The organism is Snuella lapsa, from assembly GCF_039539345.1.
Taxonomy (GTDB): Bacteria; Bacteroidota; Bacteroidia; order Flavobacteriales; family Flavobacteriaceae; genus Snuella; species Snuella lapsa.
On sequence record NZ_BAABCY010000079.1, the window covers coordinates 18,254 to 34,041 of the forward strand.

The 15,788-nt window shown below is 37.9% G+C and carries 10 protein-coding genes; 8 read left to right on the forward strand and 2 right to left on the reverse strand.

From position 1 onward, the window contains the following. The first annotated feature begins 4 nt into the window (after positions 1 to 4). Entirely contained in the window at positions 5 to 3,124 is a 3,120-nt protein-coding gene (locus tag ABD792_RS15125) for a glycoside hydrolase family 2 TIM barrel-domain containing protein (RefSeq protein WP_345007136.1), read from the forward strand. A 104-nt stretch (positions 3,125 to 3,228) separates the two neighbouring features. On the opposite strand, the gene ABD792_RS15130 is transcribed toward ABD792_RS15125, so the two are convergent. Further along, positions 3,229 to 3,564 carry a YegP family protein gene (locus tag ABD792_RS15130; protein WP_345007137.1) on the reverse strand — a complete coding sequence of 112 codons (336 nt, stop codon included), beginning with the start codon at positions 3,562 to 3,564 and terminating at the stop codon, positions 3,229 to 3,231. A gap of 514 nt (positions 3,565 to 4,078) precedes the next feature. On the opposite strand from ABD792_RS15130, the gene ABD792_RS15135 reads away from it, so the two are divergent. The 4 genes from ABD792_RS15135 to ABD792_RS15150 all read left to right on the forward strand — a co-directional run bounded on the left by ABD792_RS15135 (position 4,079) and on the right by ABD792_RS15150 (position 10,463). Beyond that, entirely contained in the window at positions 4,079 to 7,333 is a 3,255-nt protein-coding gene (locus tag ABD792_RS15135) for a SusC/RagA family TonB-linked outer membrane protein (protein WP_345007139.1), read from the forward strand. Positions 7,334 to 7,344: 11 nt separating this feature from the next. Further along, positions 7,345 to 8,853 carry a RagB/SusD family nutrient uptake outer membrane protein gene (locus ABD792_RS15140; RefSeq protein WP_345007141.1) on the forward strand — a complete coding sequence of 503 codons (1,509 nt, stop codon included), beginning with the start codon at positions 7,345 to 7,347 and terminating at the stop codon, positions 8,851 to 8,853. A 188-nt stretch (positions 8,854 to 9,041) separates the two neighbouring features. Further along, positions 9,042 to 9,944: a dihydrodipicolinate synthase family protein gene (locus ABD792_RS15145; protein WP_345007143.1), complete on the forward strand. Its 903-nt coding sequence runs from the start codon at positions 9,042 to 9,044 to the stop codon at positions 9,942 to 9,944. A 69-nt stretch (positions 9,945 to 10,013) separates the two neighbouring features. Further along, positions 10,014 to 10,463, forward strand: coding sequence for a NanQ anomerase/TabA/YiaL family protein (locus tag ABD792_RS15150; protein ID WP_345007145.1), 450 nt, complete (start codon positions 10,014 to 10,016; stop codon positions 10,461 to 10,463). On the opposite strand, the gene ABD792_RS15155 is transcribed toward ABD792_RS15150, so the two are convergent. Continuing rightward, positions 10,453 to 11,175, reverse strand: a complete 723-nt coding sequence (locus tag ABD792_RS15155; RefSeq protein ID WP_345007146.1) for a FadR/GntR family transcriptional regulator — start codon at positions 11,173 to 11,175, stop codon at positions 10,453 to 10,455. The genes ABD792_RS15150 and ABD792_RS15155 overlap by 11 nt on opposite strands. 227 nt (positions 11,176 to 11,402) lie before the next feature. Here ABD792_RS15155 and ABD792_RS15160 point away from each other — a divergent pair, with 227 nt between their 5' ends. From ABD792_RS15160 to ABD792_RS15170, 3 genes are read left to right on the forward strand one after another with little or no spacing between them, the layout of a single operon-like run. Next, on the forward strand, positions 11,403 to 12,566 hold the full coding sequence (locus ABD792_RS15160; protein WP_345007147.1) for a n-acyl-d-glucosamine 2-epimerase: 1,164 nt from the start codon (positions 11,403 to 11,405) through the stop codon (positions 12,564 to 12,566). A gap of 11 nt (positions 12,567 to 12,577) precedes the next feature. Next, complete coding sequence (locus tag ABD792_RS15165) at positions 12,578 to 13,699, forward strand: sialidase family protein (protein WP_345007148.1); 1,122 nt, start codon at positions 12,578 to 12,580, stop codon at positions 13,697 to 13,699. Between the two features lie 13 nt (positions 13,700 to 13,712). Then, positions 13,713 to 15,785 carry a GDSL-type esterase/lipase family protein gene (locus tag ABD792_RS15170; protein ID WP_345007149.1) on the forward strand — a complete coding sequence of 691 codons (2,073 nt, stop codon included), beginning with the start codon at positions 13,713 to 13,715 and terminating at the stop codon, positions 15,783 to 15,785. The last annotated feature ends 3 nt before the right edge of the window (positions 15,786 to 15,788 follow it).

The window sequence follows — 15,788 nt, forward strand, 5'->3', positions numbered from 1 at the left end:
TTTAATGACACTGATTGGCTGTAGCGAACAACCATTGAAAGCTGTTCCTAAACAAGCATTTCATTACAATCACAAAATATTTGAAGACCACAAGCTACCTCCCCGAGCTACTTTTTTTGGTTTTGAAACGGACACACTATTTCAAAAAGAGGAATCAAAACGTTTTATAAGCTTAAATGGTCCTTGGAAATTTCATTTTGTAAAAGATCCCGGGCTACGTCCGACCACTTTTCAAAATCCCCATTTTGACGATAGCCATTGGGATACCATTCCTGTACCAGGAAACTGGGAGATCTATGGCTACGACCACCCTATTTATCTAGACGAGCGCTACCCGTTCACAACCCAATGGCCCGATGCTCCAGCAGATTACAATCCAGTGGGAACCTATAGAAAGGAAATAGTACTGGACAACGCCTTTTTATCCGAAGATGTCATCCTAAAATTTGAAGCCGCTAAATCGGCTATGTACGTCTATGTTAACGGCACTTATGTTGGGTATTCCCAAGGCAGTAAGACGCCAGCCGAATTCAATATTACCAATTACTTACACGAAGGCAATAACCTTATAGCTTTACAAATGTTTCGCTGGAGCGATGCCAGCTATTTGGAAAGTCAAGATATGCTTCGCATGAGTGGTATAGAACGCGATGTATATCTATATACCCAACCTAAAGTATATGTGTCGGATTATTATGGCTATACGAATTTGGATGACACCTATACCGATGGGATTTTCAAAAGTATAGTCTCCATTAAAAACAACTCAGAACAACCCACCAGAAGAACTATAAATGTTGAGATTTCAGATACCGGACGATCCGTTTTCAAAGCTTCGGAAACCATTGAAATAGCTTCAAACAGCAGCTCGGAATACATTTCGGAAAGCCTCATCAAATCCGTAAAACAATGGACGGCTGAAACCCCTAACCTATACACACTGAAGATATGGTTAAATGACACAAACAACCCGAATAATAATCAATTCATTGAAAGACCACTTGGCTTTAAACGCGTGGAGATAAAAAACAGTCAGGTTCTGATTAACGGTAAAGCCGTTTACATTCGCGGTGTGGATCGACATGAAACCGACCCCTTTACCGGGCATGTGGTTTCAAAAGCATCCATGTTAAAGGACATTACCTTGATGAAACAAAACAATATCAATGCTGTACGTAGTTCCCACTACCCAAACAATCCTTACTGGCTGGATCTTTGTGACACTTACGGGCTTTATGTCATTGACGAAGCCAATATAGAAAGTCATCCGTTAGCTATAGACAAAAACACCCAAATAGGTAATGAAATGAGTTGGTTACCAGCTCACATGGCACGTACCCAACGTATGTTTTACCGTGACAGAAACCACCCTTCCATTTACGCTTGGTCCCTAGGCAACGAAGCTGGCACAGGAGCTGTTTTTAAGTCGACTTACGACTGGTTAAAAACACATGACAACAATCGTATCGTGCAATACGAACCTGCCGAAAAAGAGGACTATACCGACATTTATTGTCCCATGTACCCCAAACCGGAATACCTTATACAACATGGTAAATCTAACTCAGACAAGCCTTCCATTATGATAGAATATGCTCATGCTATGGGGAATTCGGTTGGAAATTTACAGGATTACTGGGATATTATTGAAACCTACGCCAACCTCCAGGGTGGTTATATATGGGACTGGGTCGATCAGGCTTTGGAATATAAAGATGCCAGTGGAAAACCTTATTTAGCATACGGACAGGATTATCACCCCGATTTACCTTCTGACGGGAATTTTTTAAACAATGGTCTGGTGGACCCTTACAGGAATCCGCATCCCCATCTGTCTGAGGTAAAAAAAGTGTATGAACCGGTACAATTCTATTTCACTCCTACTATGAAATACGGTCTTCTTCAAATAAAAAACAAGAATTTCTTTGAAGACCTCTCAGACAAATCCGTACTATGGAAATTGCTGGAAAACGGTAAGATTGTAAAGAAGGGAACTGTTGAAATTTCAAGCATCCCTCCTCAGAAAACGATCAACTATTCGATTAAAGATATCCCTGAAGCTTTAAACCCTCAGTCGGAATATATTATAGAGTTTAGCTTGCTACAAAAAACAACGACAAAGCTACTACCTAAAGATCATGAAATTGCCTGGGATCAATTTATACTTCAAAAAGGAAAAAAAGAAAAGTCGGTATCGGAGGTTGGTAATTTAGTCGTTACGATGTCTGCATCAATCATAGAAATTAAAAACGACATAACGCAATTGCACATTGATGCCCAAACGGGGGAAATAACCTCCTGGACAGTTAATCACATAAAAATTACGGATCAACCTATACGTCCAAATTTTTGGCGTCCCCCTACGGATAATGACCTGGGAAACAACATGCAGCAATGGGCCAAAATATGGCAAAATGCCACCTATAACTATTCGGCTACTTTGTTATCCAAGCCCCATCAAAAAGAAAATGGTATCAGTTATACAGTCGCATATAAGCTACCCGATGTTAACGCAGACATCAAAGTGAATTACATTCTGACTCCCAACGGTACAATACAGGTGGATTTTAAATTCGCTCCCAAACAGGAAGGCTTACCCAATATTCCAAGGCTAGGGATGTACATGACATTACCAAAAGATTTTGAAACGGTTTCTTGGTATGGCCAAGGGCCTGAAGAAAGTTATTGGGATCGGAAAACAGGCAGTAAAATTGGACTGTATTCAGCGAAAAGCAACTCACAATTTCATCGTTATCCACGTCCGCAGGAAACAGGTAACAAAACCGATATCCGTTGGATGGAAGTAACATCAAAAGATCTATCCTTGCGAGTCACAGGTAACAAAACACTTCTAAACAGCAGCATTTGGCCATTTAATATGGACGTGATCGATTTTAAAAGTGGGGATGCTTCACAATCGGCATCCGGGCTGGTTCCTGTAACAAAAAAGCACGGTGCCGATATACAAATTGGAGAAACGTTACAATGGAATATTGATTATTTACAGATGGGGGTTGGAGGAGATACCTCCTGGGGGCGCCTTGTACACCCAGAATATACCATCCCAGCTAATAAAGTTTACAAATACTCATTTAGTATAAGCCCTTTAAAAGTGATTCATTAAACGGAAGCTCTAATTGAAACATGTAATGTATTAAATAAAAAAGAGTTGCTCTGCTAGGCAACTCTTTTTACCATTGATAATAGCAAACTAAATTCAGGAGATAATTATTCCTTTGTTAAATCCACTATGGAAGCTTCAGGGGCATTTTTAGCAACCGAAGTAATCCCATTTTCCATAGCACTAACAGAATTGTAGAACTCACTGGTTCCAACAACTTGCCCATTATAGGCTTTCAAATTAAAATAAGGATTCCTGCCTTTAGAAGTTAAGCGCTCAAACCTGCCATCGATAATAGCGTTTAATCGCACCGATGCAATACCTTTTTTACATCCTGCTTTTGTGTTGTAACCCTGACTGGCCAAAATAATCTGGCCGTTATTTGCTTTAAGTCTGAACCTGAATTCTTCTTTTTTATCAGTATAGATTTCAAATTTTGCCATGCTACTGTAAATTAATTTCTAAATTGTTTTATAATTACGACACACCTATTTAAAAAAAGTCACTATAGAGCTTTTTTCTTCCGTCATATTTTTATGAGTAATGTAAGTCTTAGATAGTATTTTAAAAATACACACTACAACATTTGTGAATTTCAATTAAAATAAAGAAAGGCGAACTTATGTTCACCTTTCTTTGCCCCAAATCTACCATAAACTTAACCTACTTATGTTATGGTGCTTTAAATATAAATTGTATGTCTATTAAAGATAATTAAACTAGATGAAATGCTTATCTAATTGTTTAACGGCAATATTCCATTCATAGCTTCGCAACAAGAGAACTATTAATATCCCTGTTCTTCAACTATTTAATCAACCATTACCCAGCCCCTTATCATTTTAAAATATGTTAAAAAGTTTTGTGATTCAAAATTATTATTCTAATATTGCATTATGTATGACATAATATTTTATACATTAACCAAAAAATTTTAACTAATTCAAATTATTAAGTATGAAAAAAAAAGACTTTAATATCAATTATTTGATATTCATTTTGTTTTTTTCTTTACCAATTTTGAGTTTTGGTCAAGAGAAAACAATCACGGGGACTGTCGTTTCCTCGGAAGAAGACTTACCATTAGCAGGAGTAACCATTATAATAAAGGGCACCACTTCCGGGACATCAACGGATTTTGATGGTAATTACTCTATAACTGCTAATGTGGGCGACATTCTTGTATTTAGCTATGTCGGGTATGCCACAAAGGAAGTTGCTATCGCCAACGAAACAGCAATTAATGTATCCTTATCAGAGGATGCCGCATTGTTGGATGAAATCGTTGTTACGGGTTACGGTAAACAAACTAGGGCCACATTAACAACATCAGTATCTAAACTTGATACAGAGATTTTAGAGACGTCTACCCGTTCCAATGCTGCAACAGCTTTACAGGGAACCATTGCGGGCTTAAGGGTTACCAATAATTCTGGACAACCAGGTTCGACACCTCAAATTATTTTACGAGGTGGAACCAATTTTAACGGGACAGGTTCTCCGTTAATATTAATTGATGGCATTCCTGGCTCATTCTATGCTTTAAACGCAGATGATATAGAATCCATCGAAGTGTTGAAAGATGCAGCAGCTACCGCCATATATGGAGCAAGATCGGCCAATGGTGTGATTTTGATAACCACAAAAACTGGTAAAGTAGGTAAATCATCTATTAACTATAGATATAAATACAGCACCAATAAAGAACGAAACGACCAACAATACCTTGGTGCGGCAGACCATATCGATTATAATAGACAAGGTATAGCGTGGTATAGAGAGGTTGCTGGAAACTCAGGAGCCTTTAGTGCCTTTGTAGACGGAAATCATGGTGCAGGAACAGGTAACAACAGTACAAACGATCCGTTCACTACGCAACTTTTATCATCAGCCAACCAACATCTATTAAATATACCTGGATGGCAAACTATTCCTGACATATTAAATCCTTCACAGGACATATTATTTTACGACAACAAAGGTGTGGGAGACAGGATCTATCAAGATAGTGAAACAAAAGACCATTATCTATCCTTCGATGGTGGTAATGAAAATGGATCCTACTATTTAGGCTTAGGCCTACTTGATAATGATGGGTTAGTTTTAGGTTCAGGGTTTAAGCGATATTCTGGAAACTTTAGTGGATCCTACCAAGTAACCAACAATGTAAAGGTAAGCTCAAACATTTTATACTCACATTCAAACCTAAGCTTGAGTCCATTAGGAGCAGAGAGCACCATATTTAGGAGGTTCCAAGGACAAGCGCCAACTCAAAGAACATATGATAGCAATCCTGATGGTACTTGGTCTGATCAATATGCGGTAGGACAAAACCAAGGTTTTGGTAACCCATTATACTATCAAGACAAATTTGTTAGAAAAAACCTTGAGCAACGTTTATCAGCATCTGTAAACATTGATTGGGATATTATCGATGATTTAACCTTATCTGTTAAAGGAAGCCATTTTACCATAAACAACCATAATGAAAGTTTTAATAGAGCTTACCGCGTTGGCAGTACTACAGGCCCTTTACGTACTGGTAGAGAAGCTGGAGTTAGCTTAACAAGAACATTGAGAAACCAATTAACTGCCACACTTAACTATACTAAAAAAATAGGCTCCCACAACTTTAATGCCCTATTAGGCACAGAATACTTTAAGGACAATGTATTTTCTTCCTCTGCTGGAACAAGAAACTCTCCAACAGATTTGATTGAAACCCTTAATGCAGGAGCTGAAGCTAATGGAGTCCCATCCAGTTTTGAATCAGAATATGTTTTAACATCGGCCTTTGGCAGATTGTTGTACGATTATGATGACAAATATTTATTCAGTTTTACATTTAGAAATGATGGTTCTTCCAGATTAGGAAATAATAAGTTTGATTTCTTTCCAGGCGTTTCTTTTGGTTGGAACGCTCATAACGAATCATTTTTTCAAGAATCGTCTTTAAGCAAAACTATTTCAAGATTGAAACCTAGATTAAGTTATGGGGTTAATGGTAATCAAGATGTATTAAGTAATTATGGTGTATATGGAGCCTATGGTTCTCAAGGTGTTTATAACGGGCAAACTGGTTATGGCAATAGTGGTTTACCAACATTAGATTTGCTTTGGGAAAAATCCACCACCTTTAATACTGGTCTAGACATCTCATTCTTTAACAATAGATTATCACTTATTGCCGATGTATATTCAAGAGATATTAAAGACAAATTGGCAAACCTAACACTCCCTTATTATACTGGGTTTAGTGGCATCTTAACCAATAATGGAACTATAAGAAACAAAGGTTTTGAATTACAGGTTAATGGTGATATCATTAGAAATGATAATTTAACTTGGAATATTGGAGCAACATTTACCACTAATAAAAATTATGTAATTGATCTGCCCGAAAATGATAATGACCTCAACAGACAAGGTGGTACTAGAATATGGAACCCTAGTACAGGTCAAGAAGAATGGGTTGGAGGCTTACAGGAAGGGCAACGTAATGGCCTAGATTTAGTGGTTGCTTTTGTACAAGAAGACATTTATGACACTCAAGCCGAAGCTGATGCCGATAACTCGATTACCGACACATATGTACCAGGAGCTAGCCGTAATAAGCGTTGGGCTGGTGATGTAAAATGGAAAGACATGAATAGCGATGGAGTTATAGATGAATTGGACCGTAAAGTGATAGGCCGTACAACTCCTGACTTTGTTGGTGGTATTACCTCTAGCCTTAAATACAAAAACTTTAGCTTATTTGTAAAAACAGACTTTGCTACGGGTCATTTAGTATGGAACCACATTAGAGCCAAAGGTTATGCTCAAACCCAGGGTAACTTGGCGCAACCCATTGAAGTGAAAGATTCTTGGACACCAACAAACACTGATGCCGATTGGCCGCGTTTTGTATTTGTTAATGGTTCTAAAAACGTATGGAGAGGCAGTGAATCAGCAAGTAGCTTACAAAACTTTGGAAATCAAAAATTCTGGGAAAAGGGCAATTATTTGGCATTACGTGAAGTCACTTTAAGTTATGATGTACCAGCTAAATACTTTAAGGATGTAGTAAAAAGGTTTAGTGTATATATAACAGGTTCTAATCTGCACTACTTTAAGAGCATGTCTGGAGACACACCAGAACTTGGTGGTGTGCAATATGGAAATTTTCCAATGCCTAAAACTTTTACTATTGGTCTTAACGTAACATTTTAAATTTTATAAAAATGAAAAAAATTATATATCTATTAATAGCCGTTATATCGTTTAGTGCTTGTGAAAATGAACTGGAACTAACCAGCCCTAGTGAATTAACAGCGGCAGGCTTTTGGGACACCGAAGAAGGTGCCCTTACAGCTCATACGGGATTATATTCGAACTTGAGGTCATCTGCCTCAACACTATGGGGATTGGGTGAACTCAGAAGTGATATTTGGGGTGGGAGGACTTATGAATCGCCTGCAAGTGTAGATTTTATTGAATCGAATATTACCATTTCCACAGCACCTTATGGTGGCTGGGCAGGACTTTATTCAAACATGCACAAGCTCAATGATTTCTTGATTAATCTTCCTAATGTAAGTTTTAACGACGAGTCAGACAAAAACCATTTAATGGGTCAAGCCTATGGCTTAAGGGCATTATACTATTATACCCTGTTAAAAACTTGGGGTGATGTACCTATTATATTAGAGCCTATTGCTGATATAAACCCTGAAGGCATAAGCAAGCCTAGGTCACCTCAATCTGAGGTTATGGCACAAATAAAATCTGATATTGCAGCATCTTTGAATGCCTTTGGTTCAGATAACAGCTATTGGGAAGGCAATAGAAACTTTTGGTCTAAAGCAGCTACATTAGCCTTAAAAGGTGATGTATATATTTGGTCTGGAAACTTGATGGGCGGAGGCAGTGCCGACTTTACCGAAGCAAAAACCGCATTACAGCAAATTGCATCATTAGGGGTTGGTTTAGCTTCAAGTGTAGACAACCTTTGGGGTGTAGCAAATGAAGGCACTAATGAGTTCATTTTTGCAATACAATATAAACGCGATGAAGCCTCAAACATCTATAATAGTTTTACAGGAAGGTCTACTGAGATAAACCCACAGTTTAATGCTGCTGGTGAATCCATGAGCAGTTTTATTATTGCAGGTGCAAATCGGTACGGACAATCGGAGAAAACCATCCTTTTATTAGACGATAATAATGATGCTCGTAAAGATGCCACATTTATTAGGTTATACAAAAATGATAATGGTGGTGCAGGTTACCCAACCTATAACGAACCAAATTACTTTGGGTCTATATTTAATAAGTTTTTGGGGCGTGTAGATGGTTCGGAGCGCATTTTTGAAAACGACGTTCCATTCTATCGATATGCCGATGTACTTTTATTATTAGCTGAAGCCAAAAATTTACTTGGCGAAGATCCGTCAGGGGAAATTAACCAAATACGCCAAAGAGCTTATGGGGCTAATTATGTAGCTGCAACCCATGCCTATGTTAACAGTACACAAACCAATAATGCCAACGCCATTTTAAACGAGCGTTACAAGGAATTTATTGGTGAAGGTAAACGTTGGTGGGATTTAAGACGAGCTGGTGATAGTTTTGTAATTAATGAAGTAAGCTTTCTAAATTCTGGTGATGAATACAAGTTATTGTTACCAATAACCACGGATATGATAGGTAGAAACCCTTTATTGGAGCAAACTCCGGGATATACCAATTAATCACATATTTTCATTCATATAGTTAGTTTTGAGTTAATTTGAGAGTGTTGGAGATAGCGTATGGAACCGTTCAGAGTATATACGCTTTCTTCAGCACTTCATTAAGCTACAATTATTAATTATTTTATAAATTGAACACATTAAAACATTTCCATTAAATAGAGAAAAGTACTAAATCATTACAATTCATGATATCAAACCTCATTGCAGCTACTTATGCTCCTATGCATAACGACGGTTCATTAAATACAGAACGTATTAAAGACTACACCCAATTTTTAATAAGGAACCATGTCGCGGGTGTATTCATGAACGGATCGACCGGAGACTTCACCTCTTTAACCATAGAGGAGCGCAAAGCCATAACTTTGGCCTGGTCTGAAAACAAATCGGACGATCTCTATTTAATTGATCACGTGGGAGATCCGAGTCTTAAAGTGGCTAAAAACCTGGCAACGTATGCCGCGGACAAAGTAGACGCCATTGCAGCCATTGCCCCTTTTTACTTCAGGTTGAACAGTATTGATAAACTTATTGAGTATTGCAAAGAGATTGCTGCCTGTGCTCCCAACCTGCCCTTTTATTACTATCACATCCCCGTACTATCCGGAGCCCATTTAAATATGGCCTCGTTCTTAGAACAAGCAAAAGATAAAATACCTAACCTGGCAGGTATCAAATTTACAAATAATAACCTGATCGATTACGGGCATTGCAAGTCTAAGGCTAACAGCAAATACAATATTTTATTTGGCTATGATGAACTGTTTATTAACAGCCTTCCATTAGGAGCTAACGGCTGGGTAGGCAGTACTTACAACCATTTGGCTCCTTTATATTATAAGATTAAAACGTTGTTCGAAAATGGCGATATGGAGGCCGCTGCCGATTTACAGTCAAAAGCCATCCGATTTGTTGAATTTTTAGATAGCAATGGTGGATTTAACGGGGTAGCGAAAGGCTTTATGAAAGTATTGGGTGTCGACTGCGGTCCTAGCAGATTTCCGCATACGACCTTAACCGATGGGGATTACGCTAAAATTAAGAAAACATTGCATGACATGGGATTGACTCCCTGGTTTAGTATATAAATAGCAAAAAAAATTAAGACTAAAAAAGCTAGATTAAGATTTATTAAACTAGCTTTTATTTTTTAACCCATGATTATAGATAAACTAGAAAACGCGACCCTATACTTTGGTATAAACGATCGTATCAAAAAGGCACTTAATTATATTCAACAAACCGATTTTAAGAAACTGGATCTGGGAAAACATAACATTGATGGTGATACCATTTACGCCCTTGTTTATGAATATACTACAAAGCACCCGGATAATAGCTTTTTAGAAGCCCATCGCAATTATATAGATATTCAATACATTTTTGAAGGCATCGAACAAATTGGCCTTACAACATTGGAAAACCAACGAGCTGTAAAAACCTACAACAGTGCTGACGACTACGAATTGTTCGACGAAACGTATTCATTGATCTCCTTGAAAAAAGGGCTATTTGCCATTTTCTTTCCAGATGATTTACACATGCCGGGCATTAAAATGGGCAACCCTTCTACCGTTAAAAAAGTAGTTGTAAAAGTTAGGATTTAATGATTTTAAGCACCCTTTCGAAATGAGGTTCCAAGTGGTTTCTCATAGCTTCCCTAAACCGCTCCGGAGTACCTGTCTTCAAAATATTTAATAAATCCCTATGCGTCACAAAAGTGCCTTTTGAATATTTAAAATCTTTGGATTCGGGCGACATATTGTCGTGCACATAACTAAACACCGGTAGCAGCAAATCCTGAAAACGCTGTAAGGTCGTGTTGTTAGACATTTCATAAAGTTTACCGTGAAATGCAATTTCATGTTCCAGGCTAAAAAAACTGGTATTAATCTCATCTCTTTCTTGCTCAGCAACAATAGTATCTAACGCATCCACATCCTCTTTGGTCTTTCTTGCAAATAACAGATCGGCCATACCCATTTCCAGGATCAACCGAAGCTCAAAAATATCGGTTAAGGTCTGCTCTCCCAAAAGATTATACTCAATCGCCTTTTCAAAATTTTGAATGATATCTGGTTGTGTAAGCACCATACCCTTACGCTTTTTAGATTCTATAACTCCAATGGTTCGTAAACGCAAAAGTGCTTCTCGAATAACCGTTCTACTAACCCCTAATGCTTCGGCAAATTCTAACTCCTTTGGAATGGAATCTCCAATTTTTAAATTATTCTCCTTGAAATATTCCTTTAGTCTAAGCTCCACCTTATCTACTAACGATAAATTCTCTAAGGGCGTAATATTTGTAAGCTTCTTCATTGTTAAATCCTAATTATTAAAATATTAAAAGCTATTATTAATATTTATTTTTATATTTTTGTATTATGTTATACATATAAAGATATAATATATTACTTAATAACAAAAGCGAATATATAAAATATTACCAAAGAACATGAAATGCCCATTAACAATATGTTGCAAACCAACCAAAAAGATAATCAAGGCATTACATCTGACCATTAAAAAACTAAAAATATTAACAGATGAAATATTCCAGGCTCTATAAAGATACATTGTTAAATAACGTTATTCCCTTTTGGGAAAAATATGCCATCGACCCTGTAAACGGCGGCTACTTTACATGTCTTGATTCAAAAGGAAATGTATACGACACCGATAAATTTATTTGGCTTCAAGGCCGACAGGCCTGGACCTTTTCGATGCTATACAATAAGGTTGAAAAAAATGAAAACTGGTTAGCCATTGCTAAAAACGGTATTGACTTTTTAAAAAAATATGGCTCCGACGACAACGGGGATTTCTATTTCTCTGTGACAGCCGAAGGACAACCATTGGTTAAGGCTTATAACATATTTTCTGATTGCTTCGCGGCCATGGCCTTCAGCCAATACGCCAAAGCTTCCGGTGATGAAACCGTTAGAGCACTGGCTATAAAAACGTATTTTAATATTTTAAAAAGAAAAGATAACCCCAAAGGGATGTATGAAAAAAATACGGCTACAAGACCACTGATTGGTTTTTCACTTCCCATGATCCTGTCCAATCTCGTCTTGGAACTGGAAGATATCCTGGAACCGGAAGAAATAGAGAGAACGCTTGATTACAGTGTGCATCAGGTAATGGACGTTTTTTTGGATAAGCAGACCGGTTTGATCTTTGAAAATGTATTTCCGGACGGATCGCACGATAATAGCTTTAACGGTCGTTTAATAAACCCGGGGCACGGCATTGAGGCCATGTGGTTTATGATTGACATAGGTGTACGTCGCAAAGACAAAGCTCTGATAGATAAAGCCGCTCAAACTATTATTACAATTCTGGAATATAGTTGGGACACCAAACACGGGGGCATATTTTACTTTATGGATATAAAAGGGTATCCACCTCAACAATTAGAATGGGATCAAAAATTATGGTGGGTCCATCTGGAGACTTTAGTAGCCTTAGCAAAAGCCTATCAGTATGCCGGCAACGAAGCGCTTTTAAATTGGTATGATAAAGTACATGAGTACGCCTGGTCACATTTCCATGATCCTGAAAATGGTGAATGGTTTGGTTATTTGAATCGTCAGGGGGAAGTATTACTAAATTTGAAAGGTGGTAAATGGAAAGGATGCTTTCATGTCCCCAGAGCCATGTACCAATGCTGGCAATCTTTTGAAAACATTGAAACACAAATACAATAAATTTAAATATTATGAAAAACCTCATCATCCTTATAACAGCCACATTACTTTATTCTTGCGTAACTAAAACACGCAATACGAATAAAGTCAATGTTGAAAACCCGGAATTTGTATCGTTATTCAACACGGGCATGCAAGAAGGTGTTTCCTGTTATAGAATTCCAGCAATCGTAACAGCTCCAAATGGGGATTTGGTTGCTGCTATTGATCAACGCGTCCCCTCTTGTGGCGATTTAAAGTGGAGTAAAAACATTAATATCATTATGCGTAGGAGCAGCAATAATGGTAAAACCTGGACTCCTATTGAAACTGTCATTGACTTTCCTGAAGGTCAATCGGCTTCAGATCCTTCAATGATTGTAGATAAAATGACCGGAGCCATTTTTCTGTTTTACAACTATATGAATCTGGATACCGAAAAAGATATTTACTATTTACATGTTATGAAAAGTTCGGATAATGGAAAAACATGGAGTACCCCTCGTGATATCACTTCTCAAATAGCCAAACCAGAATGGCATAAAGACTTTAAGTTTATAACATCCGGTCGAGGTATTCAAACGCGCTCAGGAAAACTACTGCATACTATGGTAAACTTAAATAGTGGATTGCACGTGTTTGGAAGTGACGACCACGGAGACACCTGGTATTTTATTGATACCCCTATTCAACCTGCTGATGAGTCAAAAATTGTAGAGTTGGCCGATGGCACTTTAATGATCAATGCCCGTGTGAATAAAAAAGGGATTAGATATGTTCATACTTCCCAAGACGAAGGCAAAACATGGGCTACCAAACCGGCTGCAGAATTAATAGATCCTGGTTGCAATGCCAGTATTATACGTTATACCTCAAAAGAAGATGGGTACGCTAAAAACCGGTTGCTCTTTTCTAATGCCAAATCTGAAAAAGGGCGTATAAATATGACGGTTCGCATTAGTTACGATGAAGGCAAAACCTGGAGTGAAGGCAAAACGGTTTATGAAGGGTCATCGGCCTATTCATCATTAACAATTTTACAAAATGGAGCCATTGGGTTGTTCTTTGAAAAAGATGATCATACAAAAAATGAATTTACCAGTTTTTCGCTCGAGTGGTTAACCAATGGCAAAGACGCTTTAAAAAAGCCTTAATAACCTTAATTAAATGTCCACTAAATTTGCTTTATTCATACTGCTCGCATTCAATTTAACTTTACCAATACATGCTCAAAAAATAAGGGTTGCCTGTGTAGGCAACTCTGTTACTTATGGCGCCGGTATAAAGGATAGAGATATCAACTCCTATCCTTCGCAATTACAAAAATTACTTGGCACCAATTATGAGGTGGCGAATTTTGGACACTCAGGTGCAACCCTGCTTAAAAACGGGCATAAGCCCTATTGGGAAAAACCAGAATTTCAAAGATCAAAAGACTTTGCTCCCAATATAGTAATCATTCATTTGGGGCTGAACGATCAGGGCAATAACAATTGGCCGGAGCATAAAGATGAGTTTGTTGCCGATTATCTGGAGATGATCACGACCTATAAAAATCTCCCAAGCAAACCTCAGGTTATGATCTGTAAAATGACACCCACCTTCTCAGGACATCATTGGTTTGAAGAAGGTATGCGCGAAAGTTTTAAAGACATTCAGTTCAAAATTGAAACAATTGCTTCCACAGCAAATGTAGAACTTATAGATCTGCACGAACCCCTATATCGCTTTCCTGAATATTTCCCGGATAATTTACACCCCACAAAAGATGGTGCTGCCATTATAGCCCAAAAAGTATACACAACAATTACCGGAGATTATGGCGGATTGCAGTTACCAAAATTTTATGGAGAAAACATGGTTTTTCAGCGTCATGCTCCCATTGTTATTTCGGGTATCGCAAATGCTAACGATCGTATTACGGTTCACTTAAACACCAGAAGTGCCTCAACAACAGTGGCAAAAAACGGCATTTGGCAAGTTACTATTCCCGCCATGAATGCAGGCGGGCCATATACTCTTAACATTCAATCAGAAGAGTCTAAAGACATTCACTTTAACCAAGTATACATTGGCGACGTTTGGCTGGCCTCAGGCCAATCGAATATGGACTTTAAGGTGAATCAAATGCAATCTTATGAAAGTGTTTTAAAAGATTCTTTAAGCCCGAATGTTTTTGTTTTATCAATGGATCCTAAGGTTTTAAAAGGAAACCCTTTTACTGAAAAAGAACGTTCCCTTTGCAATACAAACGATTACTTTGAGTACTCTAATTGGAGTAATACCCGCGACGAAACATTAGAAAACTTTTCAGCAGTTGCTTACGCTTTCGCCTATACTATTCAAAAAGAACTGAATGTTCCTATTGGCATTATTTGTAATGCTGTGGGGGGATCGCCAACCCAGGCATGGATTAGTCGGGAACGTATGGAGGCTACTCATGAGACCATTAGTATGCTTAACGACTCATGGTTTAATCCTTTAATAGACACATGGGTTTCAGAACGAAAATCTGAAAATTTCGGAGGTGATAAACATACAAACATGAGACATCCCTACGACCCCACTTTTTTATTTGATTCTGGCATTTTGCCATTGGTAGATTATAACTTTAAAGGGGTTATTTGGTATCAGGGGGAATCGAATGCCGAGCGAATAACTCTTCACTCTCGATTATTTAATATGTTGGTAAACGATTGGCGCTTGCATTGGCAAAAGCCCGAAATGCCTTTTTACTATGTGCAGCTAAGTAGCATTAACAGGCCTACATGGGGCCAATTTAGGGATTCGCAACGACAACTGCTTTCCATACCCCATACAGGTATGGCGGTATCGTCTGATGTTGGTCACAAAACCGATGTACATCCAAAGCAAAAATGGATCGTTGGAGAACGGCTGGCTAAAATTGCATTAAATAAAACATACGAAAAATCAATAAGCTTTTCCGGACCTTTGTTGGATTATGTAAATATTCGAAATGATTCCCTGGAAATTCATTTCAAATATGGAGATGGCCTAAAAACAGTAGATGGTGCTCCCATAAAAGACATAGAGATTGCCGGCGAAGATAAAGTATTTGTTAAGGCTATGACCAAAATTAAAGGGAACAGGATCATTGTTTGGTCCAAGCAGATTAAAAACCCACGGTTCGTCCGGTATGGCTATAGCCCTTTTACAGAAGGTAACCTCGTTAATAAAGCTAACTTACCTGCATCAACATTTTCAAACATTATAAACTAAACT